Source organism: Pseudonocardia sp. HH130630-07 (assembly GCF_001698125.1).
GTDB lineage: Bacteria > Actinomycetota > Actinomycetes > Mycobacteriales > Pseudonocardiaceae > Pseudonocardia.
Genome location: NZ_CP013854.1, coordinates 4,370,455 through 4,391,081, shown reverse-complemented (window position 1 = coordinate 4,391,081; position 20,627 = coordinate 4,370,455). Strand labels below are relative to the sequence as shown.

General features: G+C 72.5%; 23 protein-coding genes and 1 pseudogene. 11 read left to right on the top strand and 13 right to left on the bottom strand.

Annotated elements, in window-relative coordinates; translation table 11 throughout:
* Genes AFB00_RS20835 through argH form a run of 5 tightly spaced genes read right to left on the bottom strand, consistent with a single transcriptional unit; the run spans position 1 to position 4,419 of the window.
* Positions 1–639 (bottom strand): amino acid ABC transporter permease, encoded by a 639-nt coding sequence (locus AFB00_RS20835; RefSeq protein WP_083275709.1) that lies wholly within the window; start codon positions 637–639, stop codon positions 1–3.
* Between the two features lie 6 nt (positions 640–645).
* Positions 646–1,416: an amino acid ABC transporter permease gene (locus tag AFB00_RS20830; protein WP_068798591.1), complete on the bottom strand. Its 771-nt coding sequence runs from the start codon at positions 1,414–1,416 to the stop codon at positions 646–648.
* A 2-nt stretch (positions 1,417–1,418) separates the two neighbouring features.
* The gene (locus tag AFB00_RS20825; RefSeq protein WP_083275707.1) at positions 1,419–2,261 is read right to left on the bottom strand and encodes a transporter substrate-binding domain-containing protein; all 843 of its coding nucleotides are present in this window, start codon (positions 2,259–2,261) and stop codon (positions 1,419–1,421) included.
* A 44-nt stretch (positions 2,262–2,305) separates the two neighbouring features.
* The gene (locus AFB00_RS20820; RefSeq protein ID WP_083276101.1) at positions 2,306–3,028 is read right to left on the bottom strand and encodes an amino acid ABC transporter ATP-binding protein; all 723 of its coding nucleotides are present in this window, start codon (positions 3,026–3,028) and stop codon (positions 2,306–2,308) included.
* 5 nt (positions 3,029–3,033) lie between these two features.
* Entirely contained in the window at positions 3,034–4,419 is a 1,386-nt protein-coding gene (gene argH, locus AFB00_RS20815) for an argininosuccinate lyase (RefSeq protein ID WP_068798588.1), read from the bottom strand.
* A gap of 215 nt (positions 4,420–4,634) precedes the next feature.
* Between argH and AFB00_RS20810 the strand changes: the two genes are divergently transcribed.
* The gene (locus tag AFB00_RS20810) at positions 4,635–5,465 is read left to right on the top strand and encodes an HARBI1 family protein (RefSeq protein WP_068796054.1); all 831 of its coding nucleotides are present in this window, start codon (positions 4,635–4,637) and stop codon (positions 5,463–5,465) included.
* 203 nt (positions 5,466–5,668) lie between these two features.
* Here AFB00_RS20810 and AFB00_RS20805 read toward each other — a convergent pair whose 3' ends face one another.
* Positions 5,669–6,451: an IclR family transcriptional regulator gene (locus AFB00_RS20805; protein WP_068798587.1), complete on the bottom strand. Its 783-nt coding sequence runs from the start codon at positions 6,449–6,451 to the stop codon at positions 5,669–5,671.
* A 42-nt stretch (positions 6,452–6,493) separates the two neighbouring features.
* Positions 6,494–6,952 (bottom strand): GNAT family N-acetyltransferase, encoded by a 459-nt coding sequence (locus tag AFB00_RS20800; protein WP_231974009.1) that lies wholly within the window; start codon positions 6,950–6,952, stop codon positions 6,494–6,496.
* 48 nt (positions 6,953–7,000) lie between these two features.
* On the opposite strand from AFB00_RS20800, the gene AFB00_RS20795 reads away from it, so the two are divergent.
* Entirely contained in the window at positions 7,001–8,392 is a 1,392-nt protein-coding gene (locus AFB00_RS20795; RefSeq protein ID WP_068798586.1) for a mycothione reductase, read from the top strand.
* Positions 8,393–8,395: 3 nt separating this feature from the next.
* Here the strand turns inward: AFB00_RS20795 and AFB00_RS20790 are convergent, their stop codons facing one another.
* Genes AFB00_RS20790 through AFB00_RS34195 form a run of 3 tightly spaced genes read right to left on the bottom strand, consistent with a single transcriptional unit; the run spans position 8,396 to position 9,491 of the window.
* Complete coding sequence (locus AFB00_RS20790) at positions 8,396–8,605, bottom strand: DUF397 domain-containing protein (protein ID WP_068798585.1); 210 nt, start codon at positions 8,603–8,605, stop codon at positions 8,396–8,398.
* Entirely contained in the window at positions 8,602–9,309 is a 708-nt protein-coding gene (locus tag AFB00_RS20785; RefSeq protein WP_197519609.1) for a DUF5753 domain-containing protein, read from the bottom strand. The genes AFB00_RS20790 and AFB00_RS20785 overlap by 4 nt, the downstream gene beginning before the upstream one ends.
* Positions 9,264–9,491 carry a helix-turn-helix domain-containing protein gene (locus tag AFB00_RS34195; protein WP_197519608.1) on the bottom strand — a complete coding sequence of 76 codons (228 nt, stop codon included), beginning with the start codon at positions 9,489–9,491 and terminating at the stop codon, positions 9,264–9,266. Before AFB00_RS34195 ends, AFB00_RS20785 begins: the two co-directional genes overlap by 46 nt.
* A gap of 182 nt (positions 9,492–9,673) precedes the next feature.
* On the opposite strand from AFB00_RS34195, the gene AFB00_RS20780 reads away from it, so the two are divergent.
* Positions 9,674–9,958: a hypothetical protein gene (locus AFB00_RS20780; protein ID WP_068798584.1), complete on the top strand. Its 285-nt coding sequence runs from the start codon at positions 9,674–9,676 to the stop codon at positions 9,956–9,958.
* Between the two features lie 30 nt (positions 9,959–9,988).
* Here AFB00_RS20780 and AFB00_RS20775 read toward each other — a convergent pair whose 3' ends face one another.
* Positions 9,989–10,588 carry a TetR/AcrR family transcriptional regulator gene (locus tag AFB00_RS20775; RefSeq protein WP_068800512.1) on the bottom strand — a complete coding sequence of 200 codons (600 nt, stop codon included), beginning with the start codon at positions 10,586–10,588 and terminating at the stop codon, positions 9,989–9,991.
* Between the two features lie 91 nt (positions 10,589–10,679).
* Here AFB00_RS20775 and AFB00_RS20770 point away from each other — a divergent pair, with 91 nt between their 5' ends.
* Together AFB00_RS20770 and AFB00_RS35040 are read left to right on the top strand one after the other, a co-directional pair.
* Positions 10,680–11,426 (top strand): SDR family NAD(P)-dependent oxidoreductase, encoded by a 747-nt coding sequence (locus tag AFB00_RS20770; protein WP_068798583.1) that lies wholly within the window; start codon positions 10,680–10,682, stop codon positions 11,424–11,426.
* A 47-nt stretch (positions 11,427–11,473) separates the two neighbouring features.
* Positions 11,474–12,706: pseudogene (locus tag AFB00_RS35040) on the top strand (amidohydrolase family protein).
* A 79-nt stretch (positions 12,707–12,785) separates the two neighbouring features.
* Here the strand turns inward: AFB00_RS35040 and AFB00_RS20760 are convergent.
* Positions 12,786–13,589 carry a lysophospholipid acyltransferase family protein gene (locus tag AFB00_RS20760; protein WP_231974008.1) on the bottom strand — a complete coding sequence of 268 codons (804 nt, stop codon included), beginning with the start codon at positions 13,587–13,589 and terminating at the stop codon, positions 12,786–12,788.
* Positions 13,590–13,731: 142 nt separating this feature from the next.
* A complete protein-coding gene (locus AFB00_RS20755; RefSeq protein ID WP_068798581.1) occupies positions 13,732–13,953 on the bottom strand; it encodes a hypothetical protein in 222 nt (73 codons plus the stop codon).
* Positions 13,954–14,329: 376 nt separating this feature from the next.
* Here AFB00_RS20755 and AFB00_RS20750 point away from each other — a divergent pair, with 376 nt between their 5' ends.
* Genes AFB00_RS20750 through AFB00_RS20725 form a run of 6 tightly spaced genes read left to right on the top strand, consistent with a single transcriptional unit; the run spans position 14,330 to position 20,597 of the window.
* Positions 14,330–15,088: a serine aminopeptidase domain-containing protein gene (locus AFB00_RS20750; RefSeq protein ID WP_068798580.1), complete on the top strand. Its 759-nt coding sequence runs from the start codon at positions 14,330–14,332 to the stop codon at positions 15,086–15,088.
* Positions 15,085–16,353 carry an NAD(P)/FAD-dependent oxidoreductase gene (locus tag AFB00_RS20745; RefSeq protein WP_068798579.1) on the top strand — a complete coding sequence of 423 codons (1,269 nt, stop codon included), beginning with the start codon at positions 15,085–15,087 and terminating at the stop codon, positions 16,351–16,353. The genes AFB00_RS20750 and AFB00_RS20745 overlap by 4 nt, the downstream gene beginning before the upstream one ends.
* Positions 16,347–17,126, top strand: a complete 780-nt coding sequence (locus tag AFB00_RS20740) for a DUF1365 domain-containing protein (RefSeq protein ID WP_068798578.1) — start codon at positions 16,347–16,349, stop codon at positions 17,124–17,126. Before AFB00_RS20745 ends, AFB00_RS20740 begins: the two co-directional genes overlap by 7 nt.
* Entirely contained in the window at positions 17,123–18,421 is a 1,299-nt protein-coding gene (locus AFB00_RS20735; protein ID WP_083275704.1) for an SAM-dependent methyltransferase, read from the top strand. Before AFB00_RS20740 ends, AFB00_RS20735 begins: the two co-directional genes overlap by 4 nt.
* A gap of 8 nt (positions 18,422–18,429) precedes the next feature.
* Positions 18,430–19,785, top strand: a complete 1,356-nt coding sequence (locus AFB00_RS20730; protein WP_068798576.1) for an SAM-dependent methyltransferase — start codon at positions 18,430–18,432, stop codon at positions 19,783–19,785.
* Positions 19,782–20,597, top strand: a complete 816-nt coding sequence (locus AFB00_RS20725) for a DUF1295 domain-containing protein (RefSeq protein WP_068798575.1) — start codon at positions 19,782–19,784, stop codon at positions 20,595–20,597. The genes AFB00_RS20730 and AFB00_RS20725 overlap by 4 nt, the downstream gene beginning before the upstream one ends.
* Positions 20,598–20,627: the final 30 nt, after the last annotated feature.

The window sequence follows — 20,627 nt, the reverse complement described above, 5'->3', positions numbered from 1 at the left end:
TCAGCTCACCCGGAGTTCGAGCCGGCGCGAGAGCAGGCTCAGCGAGTAGCAGAGGACGAAGTAGACCGCCGCGGCGAACAGCAGCAGCTGGAACGGGTAGACCAGGGTGCGGGCGTTGGCCTCCAGCACCCGGGTGAAGAACTCGGGCACGCCGATGATCGTCGCCACCGAGGTGTCCTTGATCAGGACGATCATCTGCGACACCAGGGCCGGCATCATCCGCCGCAGCGCCTGCGGCAGGACGACGTGGCGCAGCGTCGAGACCGCGGACAGCCCGGTGGCGCGGGCCGCCTCGCTCTGGCCCGGGTCGACGCTCTGGATGCCGCCCCGCACGATCTCGGCCACGTAGGCACCGATGTAGATGGTGAGCGCCACCGTGCAGGACCAGAACGCGGAGACGTCGTAGCCCTGCGCGGCGATCATGAAGAACGTGAAGAAGATGAACAGGACCAGCGGGATGCTGCGCGCGCCCTCGATGAGCACCCGCGCGGGGATCCGCAGCCAGGCCCGGTCCGACAGCCGCAGCACGGCCAGCACGGTGCCCAGCACGAGGCTGCCCGCCATCGCGACGGCGGCGATCCCGAGGCTGAACCAGAGCCCCCGCAGCATGTAGGGGAGGTTGTTGACGATCGCGTCCACGGCCGCTCACGCTCCCGCTGTCGTCTCGGTGAGCGGCCGCCGGCGCGCCCGCACGGGCGCGCCGCCCCAGCGCCGGTCCAGCGTCCTGGCGAGCTGGTTCATCAGTGCGCCCAGGGTCAGGCACAGCGCGGAGAAGATCAGCATCGTCACCCCGAACACCGCGAAGAACTGGAAGGTCGCCGACTGGATCTGGTACGCCTGGTAGACGAGGTCCGGCACGCCGATCACCAGCACCAGCGCGGTGTTCTTGGTGACGGTCACGTACTGGTTGCCCAGCGGCGGCAGGATGATCCGCAGCACCTGCGGCAGGATCACGAACCGGGTCGCCGCCGCGTAGGACAGGCCCGAGGAGCGGGCGGCCTCCATCTGGCCGCGCGACACCGACTGCCAGCCGCTGCGGACGATCTCGGCCATGTAGGCCGACCGGTAGGACACGAGCGCGCACAGCCCGGCGAGGAACTGGGTGCCGAGCAGGTCGCGGACCGGGCCCGTGACCGCGAGCACCCACCCGATGCCGAAGACCCCGAAGTTCCAGAGGCTGATGTGGATGAGGAACGGCACGTTGCGGCACGCCTCGGTCACCGCGGCCGCCAGCCAGCGCAGCGGCGCCAGCCGGGGCGCGGTGCTCACCCTGGCCAGCGCGATCACCGTCCCGACCACCGAGGACAGCACGATCCCCAGCACCGCCAGCGTCACCGTGACCCCGAGGCCGGAGAGCAGCAGCGACCGCCCCTCCGGACCGAGTACGACGCTCCAGTCGACCCCTCCGTCGCCCACGGCTACTTCACCGGCCAGGTCTCGATGGCGAAGTCGTGGTCGCCCCACCACTTCTCGACGAGCCGGCCGTAGGTGCCGTCGTCCTGCATCGCCATCAGTTCCCGGTTCAGGGCGTCCCGCAGCGCGCTGTCGCCCTGCCGGATCCCGATCGCGTACGGCAGCGGCAGCAGGCCGTCCGGGCCGATCACCCGGGTCGCGGTGCCGCTGCGGTCCAGCGCGGCCTTGCTCCCGTTGATCGTCCCCTCGGTCGCGAAGATCGCGTCGGCCTGCCCGGACAGCACCGCCTGCATGGTGTCGGTCCACTTGGCGACGCTGAGCACCGAGCAGGTCGGGCAGACCTTCGGGACCAGGGTCTCCTGGATCGACCCCTGGGCGACGACGATCTTGCGGCCGGCCAGGTCGTCCAGATCCCGGTACGGCGAGTCCCCCATGACCAGGAGCTTCATCGTCTCCTGGAAGTAGGTCGTCGTGAAGTCGATGGCCTTGTCCCGTTCCCGGGTCTGCACCATCGAGGCGGCGAGGATGTCGACCTTGCCGGTCTCCAGGTTCGCGATCCGGTTCGAGCTGGTCACCGGCTGGGTCTCCAGCCGGACACCGAGGCGGCGGGCCAGGTCGCGGGCGACGTCGATGTCGAAGCCCTCCGGCTCGGACCCGCCCTCGGGGATCGAGCCCCAGACGACGGCGTCGTACTTGGTGCCGGCCACCAGCACCCCGGCATCGGTGATGCGTTGCAGCCCGTCGGGCCCCCGGCCCTGGCCGGTGCCCGACAGGGCACAACCGGACAGGGCCGCGGACCCGAGCACCAACGCGACCAGGATCGCTACTGCGCGCAACGGCGAGCGCATGGAAGGAATCCTCTCGGACGAGGGAAGAAAAGGAGCGCCGGTGATCAGAGGATCTGCGCCAGGAATCGTTTGCTGCGGTCGTCGTCGGGATCGTCGAAGAACTTCTCCGGCGGGGATTTCTCCACGATCGTCCCGGCGTCCATGAACACGACGTGATCGGCGACCTTGCGGGCGAACGCGAGTTCGTGGGTGACCACCATCATCGTCATCCCGGTGCTCGCCAGGTCGGTCATGACGTCGAGCACCTCGCGGATCATCTCCGCGTCGAGCGCGCTGGTCGGCTCGTCGAACAGCATCACCCGGGGCCGCATCGCGAGCGCCCTGGCGATCGCCGCCCGCTGCTGCTGCCCGCCGGAGAGCTGCGCCGGGTGCTTGCCTGCCTGCTCGGCGATCCCGACCCGGTCGAGCAGCTCGGCCGCCTGCGCACGGGCCTCCTCGCGGCCCAGCCCGCGCACCCGCATCGGCGCGAGCATCACGTTCTTCTCGATCGTCATGTGCGGGTAGAGGTTGAACTGCTGGAACACGAACCCGATCTCGGTGCGGAGCCGGTTCAGGTCGGTCCCGCGGTCGTGCACGACGACGTCGTCGACGACGATCCGGCCGGCCGCGATCGGCTCCAGCCCGTTCACGCACCGGATGAGGCTGCTCTTGCCCGACCCGGACGGGCCGAGCACGACCACGACCTCCCCCGCACCGACCTGGAGCGAGACGCCCTTGAGCACCTGGAAGTCGTCGTAGAACTTGTCGACGGCCGCGATGTCGATGATCGGGTTCACGACGCGGCGACCGGCTCGGCGGGGTGCTCGGCCAGGATCCGGTCGATGGCCCGCTCCAGCTCCTCGGCACCCGCCCGGACCCGTTCCCTGGCCTCGGCGCAGCGCCGGGTGTCGGCGTCGAGCGTCGTCGCGAAGCCGGCCAGCTCGCGCTGCATCGCCGAGGGCGCCGGGCCGCCGAACAGCGTCCGCGCCCGCACGTTCTGCACCGGGTCCAGCGCCGTCCGCAGTGCTCCGGCGGGCAGGCCCACCGGGCGTCCGAAGTACTCGACGGCCGCCTCGTCGATCAGCTCGACGGTGGTCTCCATCGGCGGGATGCCGCGCTCCTCGGTGTAGCGCACCACGATCCCGATGATCTGGTGCGCGCTGCGCCACGGCAGGCCCCGCTCCCGGACCAGCGCGCCCGCGACGTCGGCGCCCTGGGCCCAGAACCGCGCCACGACCTCGAGCATCCGGTCGGCGTCCACGGTGAGCTCGCGGAACACCGAGACCGCCTCCTCCAGCCGGCGCCGGGCACCGGAGAACCCGGACCACTGGGCGGCCTCGATCAGCCGGCGCCCGGCGACCGGCAGGCCGGTGGAGCCCTTCTCGACCATCAGCGCGGTCGTCATCCCGCCGGCGGCCGCCTCGCTCACCGCCTTCGCGGCCTCGCAGAAGTACGGGTTCCGCTTCTGCATCATGATGCTGCTGGTCCCGCAGAACCGGTCCGGGAGATCGACGAAGCCGAACTCGGAGCTGAACCAGAGCTGCAGGTCGTCGGCGAGCCGGGCCATGTTGGCGGTGTGGATCGTCAGGACCGACATCGCCTCGAGGCACTCGGCGTCGTGGCTGAGGATCGCGTCCATCGTGTGCGGCGCCGGGCCGTCGAACCCCATGAGGTACGACGTCCGCTCCCGGTCGAGGTCGAACTCGCTGCCGGCCAGGATCCCCGCTCCCGCCGGGCTGACGTTGACCCGGCCGTAGCAGGCCAGCAGCCGGTCGACGTCGCGTTCCAGCACGCAGCACCACATCGTCATCCAGTGCCCGAACGTCGTCGGCTGCGCGTTCTGGGTGTGGGTGTAGCCGGGCATGACGACCTCGGCGTAGCGCGGGGCCAGCTCCACCAGGACGGCCCGGAACCCGTTGATCGCGTCGACCAGGTCGAGCAGGTGGTCACGGGTGGCGATGCGCCGGCTGACCGCGCCGAGGTCACCGGAGCTGCGGCCGAGGTGGATCCGCCCGCCGACGTCCTCGCCGAGCGCCCGGATCAGGTACTGCTCGCCGGAGTGCATGCCGCCCTGGACCCGGAACCGGGCCTCGGCGACGCCCTCGGCCTCCATCTCGCGCAGCGCGTGCAGCATCGCCGCGACCTCGGCCCGGCCGACGAGATCGCGCTCGGCCAGCATGACCAGATGGGCCTTGTCGAACTGGTGGATGGCCGGGAGCGTGTCCCCGAGTTTCTCGGTACGGTGCGATTCGAGCTCGGGCAGAATGAGGTGTTCTCAGTAGTGGTGGTCGTTCCGCTGCGACACGCCGAGGGAGTGGAGATGTCTAGGACATGGGGCAGGGCCCCGGTAGAGCAGTTGGTCGACCAAGATCAACGAACTCTCCGAGGCCCCGCATGTCCGATCCTGTCACCTACACCGCTGTCCTCCCGATCGGGGAGCACACCGTGGCCTACCTGGCTCGGCTTCTGGCCGCTCAACGCTGTCGCCGCGGTACCCGCCCCCGGCGGCGGGCGTTGACCCCGTTCGCCCAGGCAGTGCTGGTGATCCGCTGGTTCTGCGACGCCACCCGGGTCCGGCACCTGGCCCGCGACAACGCGATCAGTACCGCGACCACCTATCGCTACCTGCACGAAGGCATCGACGTCCTCGCCAGCGCCGCACCCGGGCTGCACGGTGCCCTGCTCGCCGCCCGCCTCGCCGGACACACCCACGTTCACCTGGACGGCACCCTGATCGCCACCGACCGCTGCCGCGCGCTCGGCCCCACCGCGGGGGTCGACCTGTGGTGGTCGGGTAAACACCACCGCCACGGCGGGAACGTCCAGGTCGTGTCCGCCCCGGATGGATGGCCGCTATGGACATCCCCGGGAAGACCCGGGCGCGAACACGACGTGACCTGTGCCCGAGCCCACCCCGGTCTGCTCGAAGACCTCGATCACTGGATCGATGATGACCACGCCGCGCTGGGCGATCTCGGCTACGAAGGTGAGGCCCACCGACTCACCGTGCCGATCAAACCCATCCCCGCCGGCGGCCGAACAGTCGATCAGCGCACCGTCAACAGCCTGCACTCAGCCACCCGAGCACTCGCCGAACGAGCAAACGCCCTGCTCAAGACCACCTTCGCAACGCTACAGCGAGTCACCCTCTGTCCCTGGCGCACCGGCGCGATCACCGCAGCCGCGCTCGTGTTACTCCACACCGAATACGACCGCACAACATGATCACCACGCTACTGAGAACACCTCAATGTCTTCACGGAGCCGGATTCCCGCGGTCCGGAAACCTCGGTAGTGTGCGGATTCCTGCTGACGCGGCATCGTCGCCCGCCCCTCTCGTCGGCTGGCTCGATACTGCGTTCGCCGTCCGCACGGGGGAAGCGCCACCTCCCGATGACGTCATAGTCACCGGCAATGGGTGGCCGCGGTCAGTCCACGGCGGGAGCGACCGCCGCCGGGCCGGGATAGGACCGGCAGCCGAGCTCGCGCGAGATCGCCCGGGCGGCCCCCAGCACGGCGTCGCGGTAGCGGGCCTCCTCCGGCAGCACCCGCTCGACCGGCCCGGAGATCCCCACCGCGGCCTCGGGCCGGCCGTCGATGTCGTAGACGACGGCGGCGACCCCGGCCACCGAGATCCGCCACTCCCCCCGGTTGACCGCGCACCCGGTCTCCCGGGCCGCCTGCAGCTCGTGCCGCAGCCGGTCCGGGTCGGTGATCGTCCGCTCCGTGTAGGCCGGCAGGCCCCCGGTGAGGAACCGGTCCAGCTCCGCGGGTCCCAGCGCGGACAGCAGCGCCTTGCCCGAGGCGACGCAGTGCGCGGGGGCACGGCCGCCGATCGCGGAGTACGCCCGGACCGGCTGCGGGCTCTCCACCTTGTCCAGGTAGATGGCCTCGGCCCCGTCGAGGACGGCGAGGTGCACGGTCTCCGCGGTGAGGTCGGCGAGCTGCTGGATGTGTGCCCGGGCGCCGCGGCGGACGTCGACCCGTTCGAGCACGGCGCTGGAGAGCTCGAACAGCTTCAGCGTGCACTCGTAACCGGTGCCCGACGCCGCCGGGCGGACGTATCCGGCCGCGGCCAGGGTCTGCAGGGTCCGGTGCACGTTGCTGCGGGTCAGCTGCATCTCGCGGGCGAGCTCGCTGGCACCGCGCGGCGCCGGGCTCAGCGCGAGCGTCTCCAGCACGCGCAAGCCCTTGAGCAGGGTGGTGTCCACCTGCTCAACATATGAGCACGGCGCTCAGCAGACAAATCGCGATCAGCCGTTGCGGGTCATCGGCAGGTGCCCGATGCCGTCCTCCAGGAAACGCTCGCCGGTCGTGACGAAGCCGTGCCGCCGGTAGAACGCCTCCTGCTGCTCCTGGGCGTCGAGCACGCAGACCGACGAGCCGACCTCGGCCAGCGCGGCGTCCATCAGCTGGTGGCCGTAGCCGTGGCCGCGGGAGTCGCCGCGGGTGCACACCCGTCCGATCCGGTACCCGCCGCCGGGCTCGACGAGCAGCCGCAGCGTCGCGACGATCTCGACCGACTCGCCGGTGTCGCGGGCCAGCCAGTAGTGCCGGGTCCGGCGCTCCAGGTCGCGGCCGTCCAGTTCCTGGTACGGGCACTCCTGCTCGACGACGAACACCGCGGTCCGCAGCGCCAGCAGCGCGTAGAACGTGTCGAGATCGAGATCGGGGGCCCAGCTGCGGCGCACCGTCGCGCCGGGGGTGTGCACGGTCGTCCCTCGTGGTTACCAGATGCGGGCGAGGGTTAGCCTCGCGATGTGGCTCACCATGACCTGGTCGTCGTCGGCACCGGTTCCGGGAGCACCTTCCTCGACGAGCGGTTCGCCGATCTGGACGTCGCGCTCGTCGAGCACGGTGTGTTCGGCGGCACCTGCCTGAACGTCGGCTGCATCCCGACCAAGATGTACGTCTACGCGGCCGACGTGGCCGAGACCGTCCGGCACGCGCACACCTACGGCGTCGACGCGAGCATCGACAAGGTCCGCTGGACCGACATCCGCGACCGGGTGTTCGGCCGGATCGACCCGATCTCGGCGGGCGGGCAGGAGTACCGGACCGACCGCAGCCCGAACGTCACCGTCTACTTCGGGCACGCGAGCTTCACCGGCGAGCGGGAGCTGGCGGTCGCCCGGACCGACGGCTCGGGCACCGACACGATCACCGCCGACCGGGTGGTCGTGGCCGCCGGGTCCCGGCCGAGCATCCCGCCGCTGGTCGCCGCGTCCGGCGTGCCGTTCGAGACCTCCGACACCGTGATGCGGATCGAGGAGGTGCCCCGCCGGCTGGTCATCCTGGGCGGCGGCTACATCGCCTCGGAGTTCGCGCACGTGTTCTCCGCGCTCGGCGCCGAGGTCACCGTGGTCTGCCGCGGGCCGCGATTGCTCCGCCACCTCGACGACACCCTGTCCGAGCGGTTCACCGAGGTCGCCACGTCGCGCTGGGACTGCCGGCTCGGCCGCCAGGTCACCGCGGCCACCGGCGACGGCACCGGCGGTCCGGGCGAGGTGACGCTGACCCTGGACGACGGCTCGGAGATCGTCGCCGACACACTGCTCGTCGCGACCGGCCGGATCCCGAACGGCGACCGGATGGACCTGGACCGGGCCGGGATCACCGTGCACGCCGACGGCCGCCTCGCCGTCGACGAGTACCAGCGCAGCGTGTCCGCCGAGGGCGTGTGGGCGCTCGGTGACGTGTCGTCGCCGCACCAGCTCAAGCACGTCGCGAACCACGAGGCGAAGATCGTCGGCCACAACCTGGCCCACCCCGGCGACCTGCGTGCGGCGAACCACGAGTTCGTCCCGGCCGCGGTGTTCACCGAGCCGCAGATCGCCTCGGTGGGCATGACCGAGTCGCAGGCGCGTGACGCCGGGCTGGACGTCACGGTCAAGGTCCAGAACTACGGCGACGTCGCCTACGGCTGGGCGATGGAGGACCGCACCGGGGTCTGCAAGATCGTCGCCGAGCGGGGCACCGGGCGGCTGCTCGGCGCGCACCTGCTCGGCCCGCAGGCGTCGACGCTGGTGCAGCAGCTCATCCAGGCGATGGTGTTCGGGCAGACCGTCACCGAGATCGCCACCCGGCAGTACTGGATCCACCCGGCGCTGCCCGAGGTCATCGAGAACGCCCTGCTGGGGCTGGACGTCTGAGCGTCAGCGGCCGAACTCGCCGCGGGTGACACCCGCGGCGAACGCCGACCACTGCGCACCACCGAACACCAGCGCCGGACCACACCCGGCGTCCTTGGTGTCCCGGACGGCGACCCGGCCGTCGTCGAGGACGGCGACCTCGACGCACTGTCCCTCGGATCCGCTGTAGCTGCTGGTGTGCCACCGGGCGCCCGCGAGTTCGCTGCTGTTCATCGGTCGTGCTTCTTCGCCGCGTCGCGGAGCAGCGCCCTGCTCCGGTGTCCGTCCCCGTCGTCGATCGTAGTCATCACCGACTCGTACAACGAGGCAAAATGCTGCACCTCGGCGGGACGGTCCAGGTAGAGCGCACCGGTCACGCCCTGCACGTAGACGATCGGCGGCTCGATCTCCCGGCCGTCCCCGGCCACCGGGAACCGCAGGATGGTGAACGGCCCCGACTCACAGCCCGCGTGCCAGCCCCGGTCGAACGGCGCCACCCGCAGCCGCACGTTCGGCAGCTCGGACAGCGCGGCCAGGTGCCGGCACTGGGCGGCCATCGTCGCCCCGCCGCCGACCGGGCGGCGCAGCACCGCCTCCCCGACCACCACGTCGAGCTGCGCCGGGTCGACGGCCCGGGTCACGATCGACTGCCGCTGCATCCGCAGCAGCACGCGGCGCTCGATCTCGTCCGGTCCCGGGGCGTCGGCGTGCGTGCCGATGAGGAACCGCGCGTAGGCACCGGTCTGGAACAGCCCCGGCACCATCTCCGACTCGTACATCCGCAGCTCACGGGCTGAACCCTCCAGCCCGACGAACACGTCGAACCAGTCCGGGATGACGTCGCCGTAGATGTGCCACCAGCCCTTCGCCTTGGTCTCCTTCGCCAGGCCCATCAGCGCGTCGGTGAGATCCGGGGCGACGCCGTAGGTCCGGCACATCGCCTCACGTCGAGGCTGCGCATCGACACCTGCCCGGTCTCGATCCGCCACAGTTTCGGCTCCGACCACTCCAGGACCTTCGCCGCCGCCCGCACGGTGAACCGGGCCTCGATCCGCGCCTCCCGCAGACTGCGCCCCAGCTGCCGCCGGGGCACCGTCGACCCCATCATCCGGAACTCCACCGGTCCGACTCCTTCACCCGATCCGTAGGACACCGCGTCGCCGATCCGAAAGACCCGCCGGCCCCGCCCCGAAAGACGACTCCACCATCGGCGTGACCTGCGACGACGACACGATCCGCAGTCTTGCACGACCCTGTCTCCAGCTGCTTCGGTCGCCCCGTGGACGCACGGGAGGCAGCGCGATGAACCGGGAACGGCACCGGCCCCCGCACCTGGCCGGACTGGTGGTCGTGGGCGCGGCGGTGGGGGACGTGTCGCACTACGTCGTCGACGCTCAGATGCCCGCCGTCGCGTACGGGCGGCCGATCGCCCTGTGCGGCGCGACGTTCCACCCGGCCGCGCTGATCACGCCGCTGCCCCGGCTGTGCCGGGGGTGCGTGGCCGCCGCCCGGATCGAGCCGCCACCCCGGACCGGGTCCCGCATGCTGCGGGCGTTCGCGTTCCGCGGAACGCGACGGCGGGGCTGAGCGCGCCCTCCGGCAGGAGCGCCGGCCGGGTCAGTCGTGGGAGCGGCGCGGCACGAGCTGGTCGGCGAGCGAGTGCGCCGTGGCCGTGAGCGTGGCCGAGTCCAGCCCGGTCCGGCTCATGAACAGGAGCCCCTGCTGCGCGGCCAGCAGCGCGCGGGCCAGTGCGACCGGGTCGGTGCCCGCCGGCACGTCGCCCTCGCGCTGGGCCCGGGTGACACAGTCGCCGATCAGCACCGTCGTCGTCTCGTAGGTGCGGTGGGCGTGGTCGAGGACCTCCGGGTCGACGTTGCCCAGCTCGGAGGCACTGCGGGCGAGCAGGCAGCCACGACGCGCGCCGGGATCGTCCGGGTCGTCCAGCGGCGCCGCGAGGAGCGCGCGCAGTGCGTCCACGGCCCGCGGCGCGTCGGTCAGCGCCGCGCGGAGCACGGCGTGCATGTCCTCGGTGTAGCTGTGCAGCGCCCGCAGGAACAGCTGGTGCTTGCCGCCGAACGCCGCGTACAGGCTGCCCTTGCCCAGGCCGCTGACCCGCATCAGGTCGTCCAGGGACGTCGCGGTGTACCCGGCGTCCCAGAACTGCTCGCGGACGGCGCCCAGCACCTGCTTCTCGTCGAACGAACGCGGCCGTGGCATGGGCACACGGTACGAGTTCTTGACCATTCGGTCCAGCTCTGCCTATGGTGGACCGAACGGTCCAGAACAGACGAGGCGAGGAGCAGGACACATGGGCAAGCTGGACGGCAGGGTGGCGATCGTGACCGGCGGGTCCCGCGGGATCGGGGCGGCGTCGGCGCTGGCACTGGCCGAGGAGGGGGCCGACGTCGCGATCAGCTACGCACACTCGGCGGACCGGGCCGCGGCCGTGGTCGCCGGGTGCGAGGCGCGCGGGGTACGCGCGGCGGCCTTCCGGGCGGACCAGGCGGACCCGGTCCAGGCGGCCGGCCTGGTCCACGACGTGGCCCGGCACCTCGGCCGGCTCGACGTCCTCGTGCACAACGCGGGCGTCACCGTCGCCGGCCCGATCGACGGCGACCGTCCCGACGACGCGGACTTCGATCGCCAGATCGCCGTCAACTACACCAGCGTGGTGGCCGCGACCCGGGCCGCGCACCCGCTGCTGCCCGAGGGCGGCCGGATCATCGGCATCAGCTCGGGCGTCGGGACCCGGGTGGGATTCCCCGGGATGGCCGACTACGCCGGCACCAAGTCCGCGCTGGAGGGCTACCTCCGGGGCGTGGCCCGCGACCTGGCCCACCGGGGCATCACGGCCAACGTCGTCCAGTCCGGCTTCGTCGACACCGACATGAACCCGGCCGACAGCGCCGCCGCACCCGCCTTCCTCCCGACGACGGCGATGGGCCGCTACGGCCGGCCGGAGGAGATCGCGGCGGGCGTCGCCTTCCTCGCCAGCCCGCAGGCGTCCTACGTAACCGGTGCTGTGCTGCGGATCGACGGCGGGTACGGCGCGTAGCCCGGAAGCGCCCCGGTCCGGTGCGTGGGCCCCTAGGGTGCGATGCCATGCAGGACGCCGTACGTCCCGTCGTCGTAGCGGCCGGGAGGGTGATCGTCGCGCCGGATCGACCCGTTCTCGACAACGCAGCGGTCTACGTCGGCGAGGACGGCACCATCCGCGACGTCGGCCCCGAGCCACTGCTGTACCGCCGCTATCCCGACGTGCGGCGGACAGCGTTCCCGGACGCCACCATGCTGGCCGGACTCATCAACGCACACGTCCACCTGGCCTTCGACGCGACACCGGACCCGGTCGCGACGCTGCGTGGCGGCGACCCGGCGGCAGTTCGACACATCGTCGCGGCACATGCACGGGAACTGCTCGACTCCGGCATCACGACAGCGCGGGACCTCGGCGACCGGGACGGCATCGTGGGACGGGTCCGCGACGAGATCGCGGCGGGCGAGGCCGTCGGCCCACGCGTGCTCAGCGCCTTCGCACCCCTCACCTCGCCGCAGGGGCACTGCTGGTTCCTGGGCGGTGAGGTCCGGGACGCCACGCAGATCCGGGAACTGATCGACCGACAGGCCGACCGGGGCGCCGATCTGGTCAAGGTGATGGCCGGTGGCGGCCGGCTCACCCCCAGCGCCGCCCCCGTGTGGGAGAGCCAGTTCACCGCCGGGTAGGTGCGCGCCGCGGTCGCCGCCGCCCACGAGCGGGGCCTGCCCGTCGCCGCGCACGCCCACGGCACGGACACGATGGACCTGTGTGCCGGTGCCGGGGTGGACACCATCGAACACGGCGGCTGGCTGACCGGGCCCACCGCGGATCCACGCTGCTACGACGTCCGCGCCGAGATCGCCGACCGCATCGCGGAGCAGCAGATCGCCGTGTGCCCGACCCGGTCCCGCGACTGGCGGAACTGGCCGCCGGACGCCGGACTGGACGGCCTGCTGGAGCGACTCGCGTGGATGCGGCAGCGAGGTGTGCGCCTGATCGCCGGCACGGATGCCGGTGTCGGCGCCGGACGGTACGACGACCTGGTGGAGGCGCTGGCCCTTTACGTCGCAGCCGGATGGTCGACCGCCGCGGCCCTGTCGTCGGCGACGACACTCGCCGCGGAGGCACTGGGCCTCGGCGGACGAACCGGCCGCCTCGAACCCGGGTACTCGGCGGACATGGTCGTCGTCGCCGGTGACCCCCTGTGCGATCTTGACGCGCTCCGGGCAGTCCGGTGCGTGGTGGCCCGGGGACAGCTGCACTTTCCTGCCCGGTCGGGCCGTCCGGGCACGTCGTGAGGAACCAGATCGCGCCGAGAGCGGCCCCCGGTGGTCGACGGCGCCCCGCTCACGTACGTCTCGGCGCGAGTGGGGACGCTCAGCCCGCCTCGCGCCCGCCCACCGGCTCCCCCGGCGCCTCCGGACGCGCCCCGAGATCCGGGTCGAACGGCACGGCCGGACGGGTCTCGTCCCGCAGCCCCTCGAGCAGGGTCGTCACCTCGTCCATGATCTTCTTCGTCGCCGCGTCCAGGGTGGTCCGGGTCAGCGGCTTCCCGGCGAACTCCGACAGGTCGACCGGCGGGCCCATCGCGATGCCGATCCGCTTGCGCGGGAACAGCTTCGGCTTGCCCTCGGCGGGCAGGAAGTCCTGGGTGCCCCAGTTCGCGACCGGGATCACCGGTGCCCCGCTGCGGAGCGCGATCCGGGCGACGCCGTTCTTCGGCTTCATCGGCCAGCCCTCGGGGTCCGCGGTGTAGGTGCCCTCCGGGTACACGGCGACGATCTCCCCGCACTCCAGCGCGTCGATCGCACCGGAGAACGACTCCCCCACCCGCTTGGACGCCCGGTACACCGGGACGTGCCCGCCCTGGCCGAGGACCCACTTCACCACCGGCACGTCCCACAGCTCGGACTTCGCCATGAACCGCGGGATCCGGCCGTGCGTGGTGCCGAACGCGATGTCGAAGATCGGGTCGGAGAACGACACGTGGTTGCCGACGAGCAGCGCCCCGCCGGTGCGTGGCAGGTGCTCACCGCCCCGCCAGCCGAGCCTGGTCCCCCACAGCACGATCGGCCAGATCACCGCGATCGCGAGGCCGAACCAGAACCCCGACCCGCGACGACGGCGGCGCAGCGTCGCCGCGATCCGCCCGCCCACCGTCAGCTCCGGTGGCATACCCATCGTCCGCTCCCTCCGCGGTCCGTGCCGTCCACACCCATCTTCGCCCGTCGCGGGCGGGTGGATCGACCCGGTACCGGGGGACGCGCGCGGCCGCGCCCGGCGTGACCGCCGCCGGGCGGGCGGGGTCACGCCGGCGTACCGGTCAGAGCTGGTAGGCCCACAGCTCGTAGACGCCGGCACCGGTGTGCCGGCACTGGTGGCCGAGGCTGGGACCGCCACCGTGGGCGTCGGACCACGCCTTCTCGCAGGCCGCGGCCGTCGGATACCACTTGCCGGTGTACACGTAGCCCTCCGCCGACGCGGGTGCGGCGCTGAGCAGCACCATTCCGAACCCGAGAACGGCACCGATGACGAGCTTCCTCACGACGATCCCTTCGTTGACGACACGCCGGGACGCGGGCGGGCCAGGAGGCACCGCCCCGTCACCCGGAAGGGTCGGCGCCACGGCGGCCCTCGTCCGGCGGGCCGCGCGGACGACGCCCCGGACCGGGGGAAACCACTCCCGAGTCGTCCCGGCCGGTGGGACGCTGTGACGCCGCTCGCACCGGGACGGACCGATCACTCGTTCATCGAGCGAACTCCGTGCGACGCGAAATACGATCGGTGACGGACCGTGACCCGGTCCCCGTCGCAGGTGTGATGTCGGTCCCATCGGTACAGCCGGTGCGGGCCGCACGGACGAACCATGCGCCGAGAGCGTCCCGGGTGCGACCTGCACCCCGTCCCCTGCGAGGTGTCCCGTGCCCGACCAGAGCCCCTGGCTGGAGACCGTCGGCGTGGCCCGGCCCGAACCGGCCGGCGTCGTGCTCGTCGCCCACGGCGGGCAGGCGAACTCCCGGGCGTCCGCGTCCCGGCGTGGCCTGGCCTACGGCCGCATGCTGCCGTTCGCACGGGCCGTCGAACGGGCCGGGCGGCGCGCCCGGACCGAGGCCGGTGCCGGTCTCTCGGTCCAGATGCTGCGCTACCGGGTCAAGGGCTGGAACGGCGCGGACGCCGACGCCTTCCACGACGCGCGGTGGGCGATCGACGAGCTGACCCGCCGCCATCCCGGCCGCCCGGTCGCGCTGGTGGGGCACTCGATGGGCGGGCGTGCCGTGCTGCGGGCGGCCGGGGCGCCGGGCGTCGTCGCCGTCTGTGCGCTGGCCCCCTGGCTCGACGGGTCCGACCCGGTCGACCAGCTCGCCGGGCGGGCCGTCCTCATCGCGCACGGCGACCGGGAGCGGATGACCGATCCCGCCGCGTCCTACGCCTACGCCCGGCGGGCCCGCGAGATCACCGGCCGGGTCGCGCGGTTCGACGTGCTCGGTGACGGCCACGCCATGCTCCGCCGGGCCGGCGACTGGACCGCGCTGGTGCGCCGGTTCGTCCTCGGCGAGCTCGGGGTCGAACCCCTCGACCCGGTCATCACGAACGCCATGGCGGAACCCGCGCCGGCCGGGCTGCGGGTCGCGCTGAGCGGCCGGCGGGCCCACGGCGCACCATCGGAGGAGAGCGCATGACAGGCCGACCGACCGTCGCGGTGGTGGGGAGCGGGGTGTCCGGGCTGACGGCCGCGTACCTGCTGTCGAAGACCCACGACGTCACCCTCTACGAGGCCGACGACCGCCCCGGCGGCCATGCCCACACCCACGAGCTGGCGACGTCCGACGGCGGGACGAGCCGGGTCGACACCGGCTTCATCGTGCACAACGACCGCACCTACCCGAACCTGCTCCGGCTGTTCGGCGAGCTGGGTGTGTCCACCCAGGACTCCGACATGTCGATGTCGGTCCGGTGCGACGGCTGCGGGCTGGAGTACGCGGGGGCACGCAAGATCGGCGGGCTGTTCCCGCGGGCGTCGAACCTGGCCCGGCCGCGCTACCTCGCCATGCTGGCCGAGGTCGTCCGGTTCCACCGGCACGCGCGCCGGGTGCTCGACTCCCCCGAGGCCGGCGACGTCACCCTCGGCGCGTTCCTCGCGATCGGTGGCTACTCCCGGTACTTCGTCGAGCACTTCATGATCCCGGTCGTCTCCTGCGTCTGGTCCGCCGGCGCCGCCATCTCCACCAGCTACCCGGCCCGCTACCTGTTCACCTTCCTCGACCACCACGGGATGCTGTCCATCGGCGGCTCGCCGCAGTGGCGCACCGTGACCGGCGGCTCCCGGTCCTACGTGGACCGGATCGTCAAGCAGCTGCCCGTGGTGCGGACCGGGACCCCGGTCCGGTCGGTGCTGCGGACCCCGGCCGGTGCCGAGGTGCGCGACGAGGCCGACGACGTCACCGCGTACGACCGGATCGTCGTCGCCACCCACCCGGACCAGGCGTTGCGGCTGCTGGCCGACCCGACCGACGACGAGCGCTCGGTGCTGGGCGCGTTCTCCTACGCGCGCAACGAGACCTGGCTGCACCACGACGCCTCGCTGCTGCCGCGCGCGACCGGGGCCCGCGCGTCCTGGAACTACCTCAAGCCCGCCTGCGCCGACAGCGCCGAGGCGCCGGTGCTGGTCAGCTACGACATGAACCGCCTGATGCGGCTCACCGACCCGGACGACTGGGTGGTCACCCTGAACGGCGCCGGCCGGGTCGACCCGGACGCGGTCGTCGCCCGGATGACCTACGAGCACCCGATCTACACCCCGGAGTCGGTCGCCGCACAGCGCCGGCTGCCGGAGCTGAACTCCCCGGTCACCGCTTACGCGGGTGCCTACCACGGCTGGGGCTTCCACGAGGACGGCTGCGCGTCCGGGGTCCGGGCGGCCCGCGCGCTGGGCGTGTCGTGGTAGCGGCGGCGATCTACGAGGCCGAGGTCCGGCACGCCCGCCGGCGCGACCTGGACACCGCCTTCGCGCACCCCATCCACCTGTGGCTGGTCGACCTCGACGACCTGCCCCGGCTGCCGTGGCCACTGCGGCCGTTCGCCCGGTTCTGCGCCCGCGACCACCTGGGCGACCCGGACCGCAGCATCCGGGACAACGTCGAGGAGTTCCTCGCCGCCCACCACGTCGACCTCGCGGGCGGGCGGGTGCTGATGCTCGCCCACGCCCGCGAGCTCGGCCACGTGTTCAACCCGATCTCGGTGTTCTGGTGCCACCGGCCCGACGGCTCGCTGGCCTGCGTGATCGCGGAGGTGCACAACACCTACGGCGAGCGGCACTGCTACCTGCTGTACCCGGACGAGAGCGGCCGGGCGCTGGTGGACAAGGACTTCTACGTCTCGCCGTTCCTCACCGTCGAGGGGCACTACTCGATGCGCCTGCCGGAGCCGGACGAGCGCCTCGGCATCGCCGTCACCCTGCACCAGGACGGGCGGCCCGCCTTCGTCGCCACGCTCGCCGGGCGGCGGCTCCCGGCCACCCCCGGCCGGGTACTCGCCATGCTGCTGCGCCGCCCGCTGGTCACCCTGCGGACCTCCGCGCTCATCCGGTGGCACGGCATCGGGCTGTGGCTGCGCCGGATGCCGATCGTGGCCCGGCCCACCCGGCCGCCGCAGAACCAGACGACACAGCTGACCGAACACTCCATGACGGACCGTCGCGAGGAAGGGGTCACCCGATGACCATGCAGCACGACGCACCGGCGGCGGGCCGGGCCCGACCGGCCCGCACCCGCGGCCACGCCGTACCCCGGCCGAACGAGGGCGTGTGGCCCGGCCTCGCGACCCCGCCGGTCGCACCGGTCAAGGCCCGGGTGGCGCAGGCGCTGTTCCGCAACGCCGTCCGGAACCTCCCGGTACGGGTGGTGTTCCCCGGCGGGGACCGGATCGGCGCCGGCGGGCCGGACTCGCCGGTCATGCGGATCGAGCGCCCGGACGCGTTCTTCGCCCGGCTCGGTGCCGACTCCAAGATCGGTTTCGGCGAGTCCTACATGGTCGGTGACTGGACGACGACGGACCTGCCCGGCCTGCTCACCCCGTTCGCGGCGAAGCTGTCGACGCTGATCCCGCCGGCCCTGCAGCGGATGGCGCGGCGCTACGTCGAGGCCCGTCAGCCCCGTGAGGAGGTCAACTCGCTGGAGGGGTCGCGGGAGAACATCCACCGGCACTACGACCTGTCCAACGACCTGTTCTCGCTGTTCCTCGACGACACCATGTCCTACTCCGCAGGCTGGTTCGCCGACGGCTCGGACGACCTGGTCCGGGCCCAGGAACGCAAGATCGACGGCATCCTGGACATGGCCGGCGTCACCGACGGCACGCACGTCCTGGAGATCGGCACCGGCTGGGGCGGGCTCGCGACGCGGGCCGCGCAGCGCGGCGCCCGGGTCACCACGCTGACCATCTCCCAGGAGCAGAAGGAGCTGGCCGAGGCCCGGCTGGAACGGGCCGGGGTCGCCGACCGGGTGCAGGTCCTGCTGCGCGACTACCGCGAGGCCCAGGGCTCCTACGACGCCGTGGTGAGCGTCGAGATGGTCGAGGCCGTCGGGGTCGCCTACTGGCCCACGTACTTCGCCGCGCTGGACCGGCTGCTGAAGCCCGGCGGCCGGGTCGGCCTGCAGGCCATCACCATGCCGCACGACCGGATGGTCGTCGCCAAGGACGACTACACCTGGATCCACAAGTACGTCTTCCCCGGCGGGATCATCCCCTCGGTCACCTCGATCGAGCAGAACCTCGCCGCGGACACCACCCTGCACGTCGCCGAGCGCCGCAGCCTCGGGTCCGACTACGCGCGCACCCTCGGTCACTGGCGGGAGCGCTTCCTCGACCGCTGGGACGACGTCGCGGCGCTCGGGTTCGACGAGACCTTCCGCCGGATGTGGGAGTTCTACCTCGGCTACTGCGAGGCCGGGTTCCGGGTCGGGTACCTCGACGTCCACCAGTTCTCGCTGCAGCGCAAGCCGTCCTTCGGATAGGGAGCGACATGTCCACCACCCCCGCCCGGCGGCTCGAGGCCCTGCTCACCGACGTCCTGGACGCGCCGTTGCCGGTCCGGCTGCGCGCCTGGGACGGCAGCGAGGCCGGACATCCCGGCACCCCCGACGACCCGAACCCGCCGACGGTGATCGTGCACCGCCGCCGCGCCCTGCGCCGGCTGCTGTGGTCGCCCGGCGAGCTCGGTCTGGCCCGGGCGTTCGTCTCCGGTGACCTGTCGGTCGACGGCGACGTCGCCGACGGCCTGTCCCGGTTCTGGAAGCTCACCAGGCCCGGTTCCGGCGCGGTCCGGCTGGACTGGCGGGCGAAGCTCGGCGCACTCGGCACCGCGGCCCGGCTCGGCGCGCTCGGACCGCCGCCGCGGCCCCCGGTGTCGGAGGCCCGGCTCGGCGGGCGGCTGCACACCCGTGGCCGCGACCGCGCCGCGATCAGCCACCACTACGACCTGTCGAACGAGTTCTACACCTTCCTGCTGGACCCGCAGATGGCGTACTCCTGCGGGTACTGGACCCGCGAGGAGGGCCCGGACTACGGGCAGGTCGACGCCCAGCGCGACAAGCTGGACCTGATCTGCCGCAAGCTCGGGCTCGGTCCGGGGATGCGGCTGCTCGACGTCGGCTGCGGCTGGGCGTCGCTGCTGGTGCACGCCGCCGAGCACTACGGGGTGCACGCGACCGGGGTCACCCTGTCCGCCCAGCAACGCGACTACGGCGTCGAGCGGGTCCGCCAGGCCGGGCTCGCCGAGCGCGTGGAGATCCGGCTGCAGGACTACCGGGAGATCGACGACCAGCCGTTCGACGCCGTCTCCTCGATCGAGATGGGCGAGCACGTCGGCCAGGACAACTACCCCGTCTACGCCGCCCAGCTGCACCGGCTGCTGCGCCCGCACGGACGGCTGCTGCTGCAGCAGATGTCCCGCGGCGCCTCCGGGGCGAACACGGCGCCGGGCGGCGGGGCGTTCATGGAGTCCTACGTCGCCCCGGACATGTACATGCGCCCGCTCGGGGACACGCTCGGGTTCCTGGAGCGCGCCGGGCACGAGATCGTCGACGTCCACTCGCTGCGCGAGCACTACGTGTGGACGGTCCGGCCCTGGCTGGAGACCCTGCAGCGGCACCGGGAGACGGCGATCCGGATGATCGGCGAGGAGCAGTGGCGGATCTGGCTGCTGTACCTGGCCGGGGCCGCGCTCGCGTTCGAGGAGAACCGGATGGGGGTGCACCAGATCCTGTCGGTGCGTCCCGGTGCGGACGGCACGTCCGGCCTGCCCCGCAGCCGGACCGGCATCCTCGGCGTCGACCCGGCCCTGCGCAGTGACGCCCCGGAACCGGCCGCGCTGCGATGACCGGTTACCCCTGGACGGCGTGGGCGGTGAACCTCGGCGTCACCGCGGTCGCCGTCGCGGTCGTGCTGCTCGTCGCGTACGCCGTCGGGCGGTGGCGCGACCGGCACGACGGCCTCGACATCGTCTGGGGGCTCGGGTTCGTCCTGGTCGCGCTGCTCTCGGCGGGGGTTGCGACGGTGCTCGACCCGGCGGGCGATGGCTGGCGCCGGATCCTGGTCGTCGTCCTCGTAGCGGTCTGGGGCGGGCGGCTGGCGTGGCACATCGGCCGTCGCAACCACGGGCGGCCGCAGGACCGCCGCTACACCGAGCTGGCGGCACGGGGCCGGATCGGGACGCGGGCCTACCTCGTCCAGGGCGTCGTGCTCTGGCTGGTGTCGCTGCCGGTGCAGCTCGCGATGTACGGCACCGGCGGGACGATCGGGCTGGTCACGGCCGTGCTCGGCACGCTGGTGTGGCTGGTCGGGTTCGGCTTCGAGGCGGTCGGGGACGCCCAGCTCGCCCGGTTCACCGCCGACCCCGCGAACCGGGGGCACGTGCTCGACACGGGCCTGTGGCGCTACACCCGGCACCCGAACTACTTCGGTGACGCCTGCGTGTGGTGGGGGCTGGGCATCCTGGCGCTGCACCACCCGGCCGGGCTGATCGGCCTGGTCGGGGTGGCAGCCATGACCGTCAACCTGGTGCGGGGCACCGGGGCGGCGATGCTGGAGCGCGACATCGCGGACCGGCGGCCCGCCTACGCCGACTACGTGCGCCGCACCAGCGGGTTCCTGCCCCTTCCCCCGCGGGAACCGAACCGTTCCGGGGTCTGACTCCGAACAACCCCACCGACAACCCCGCTT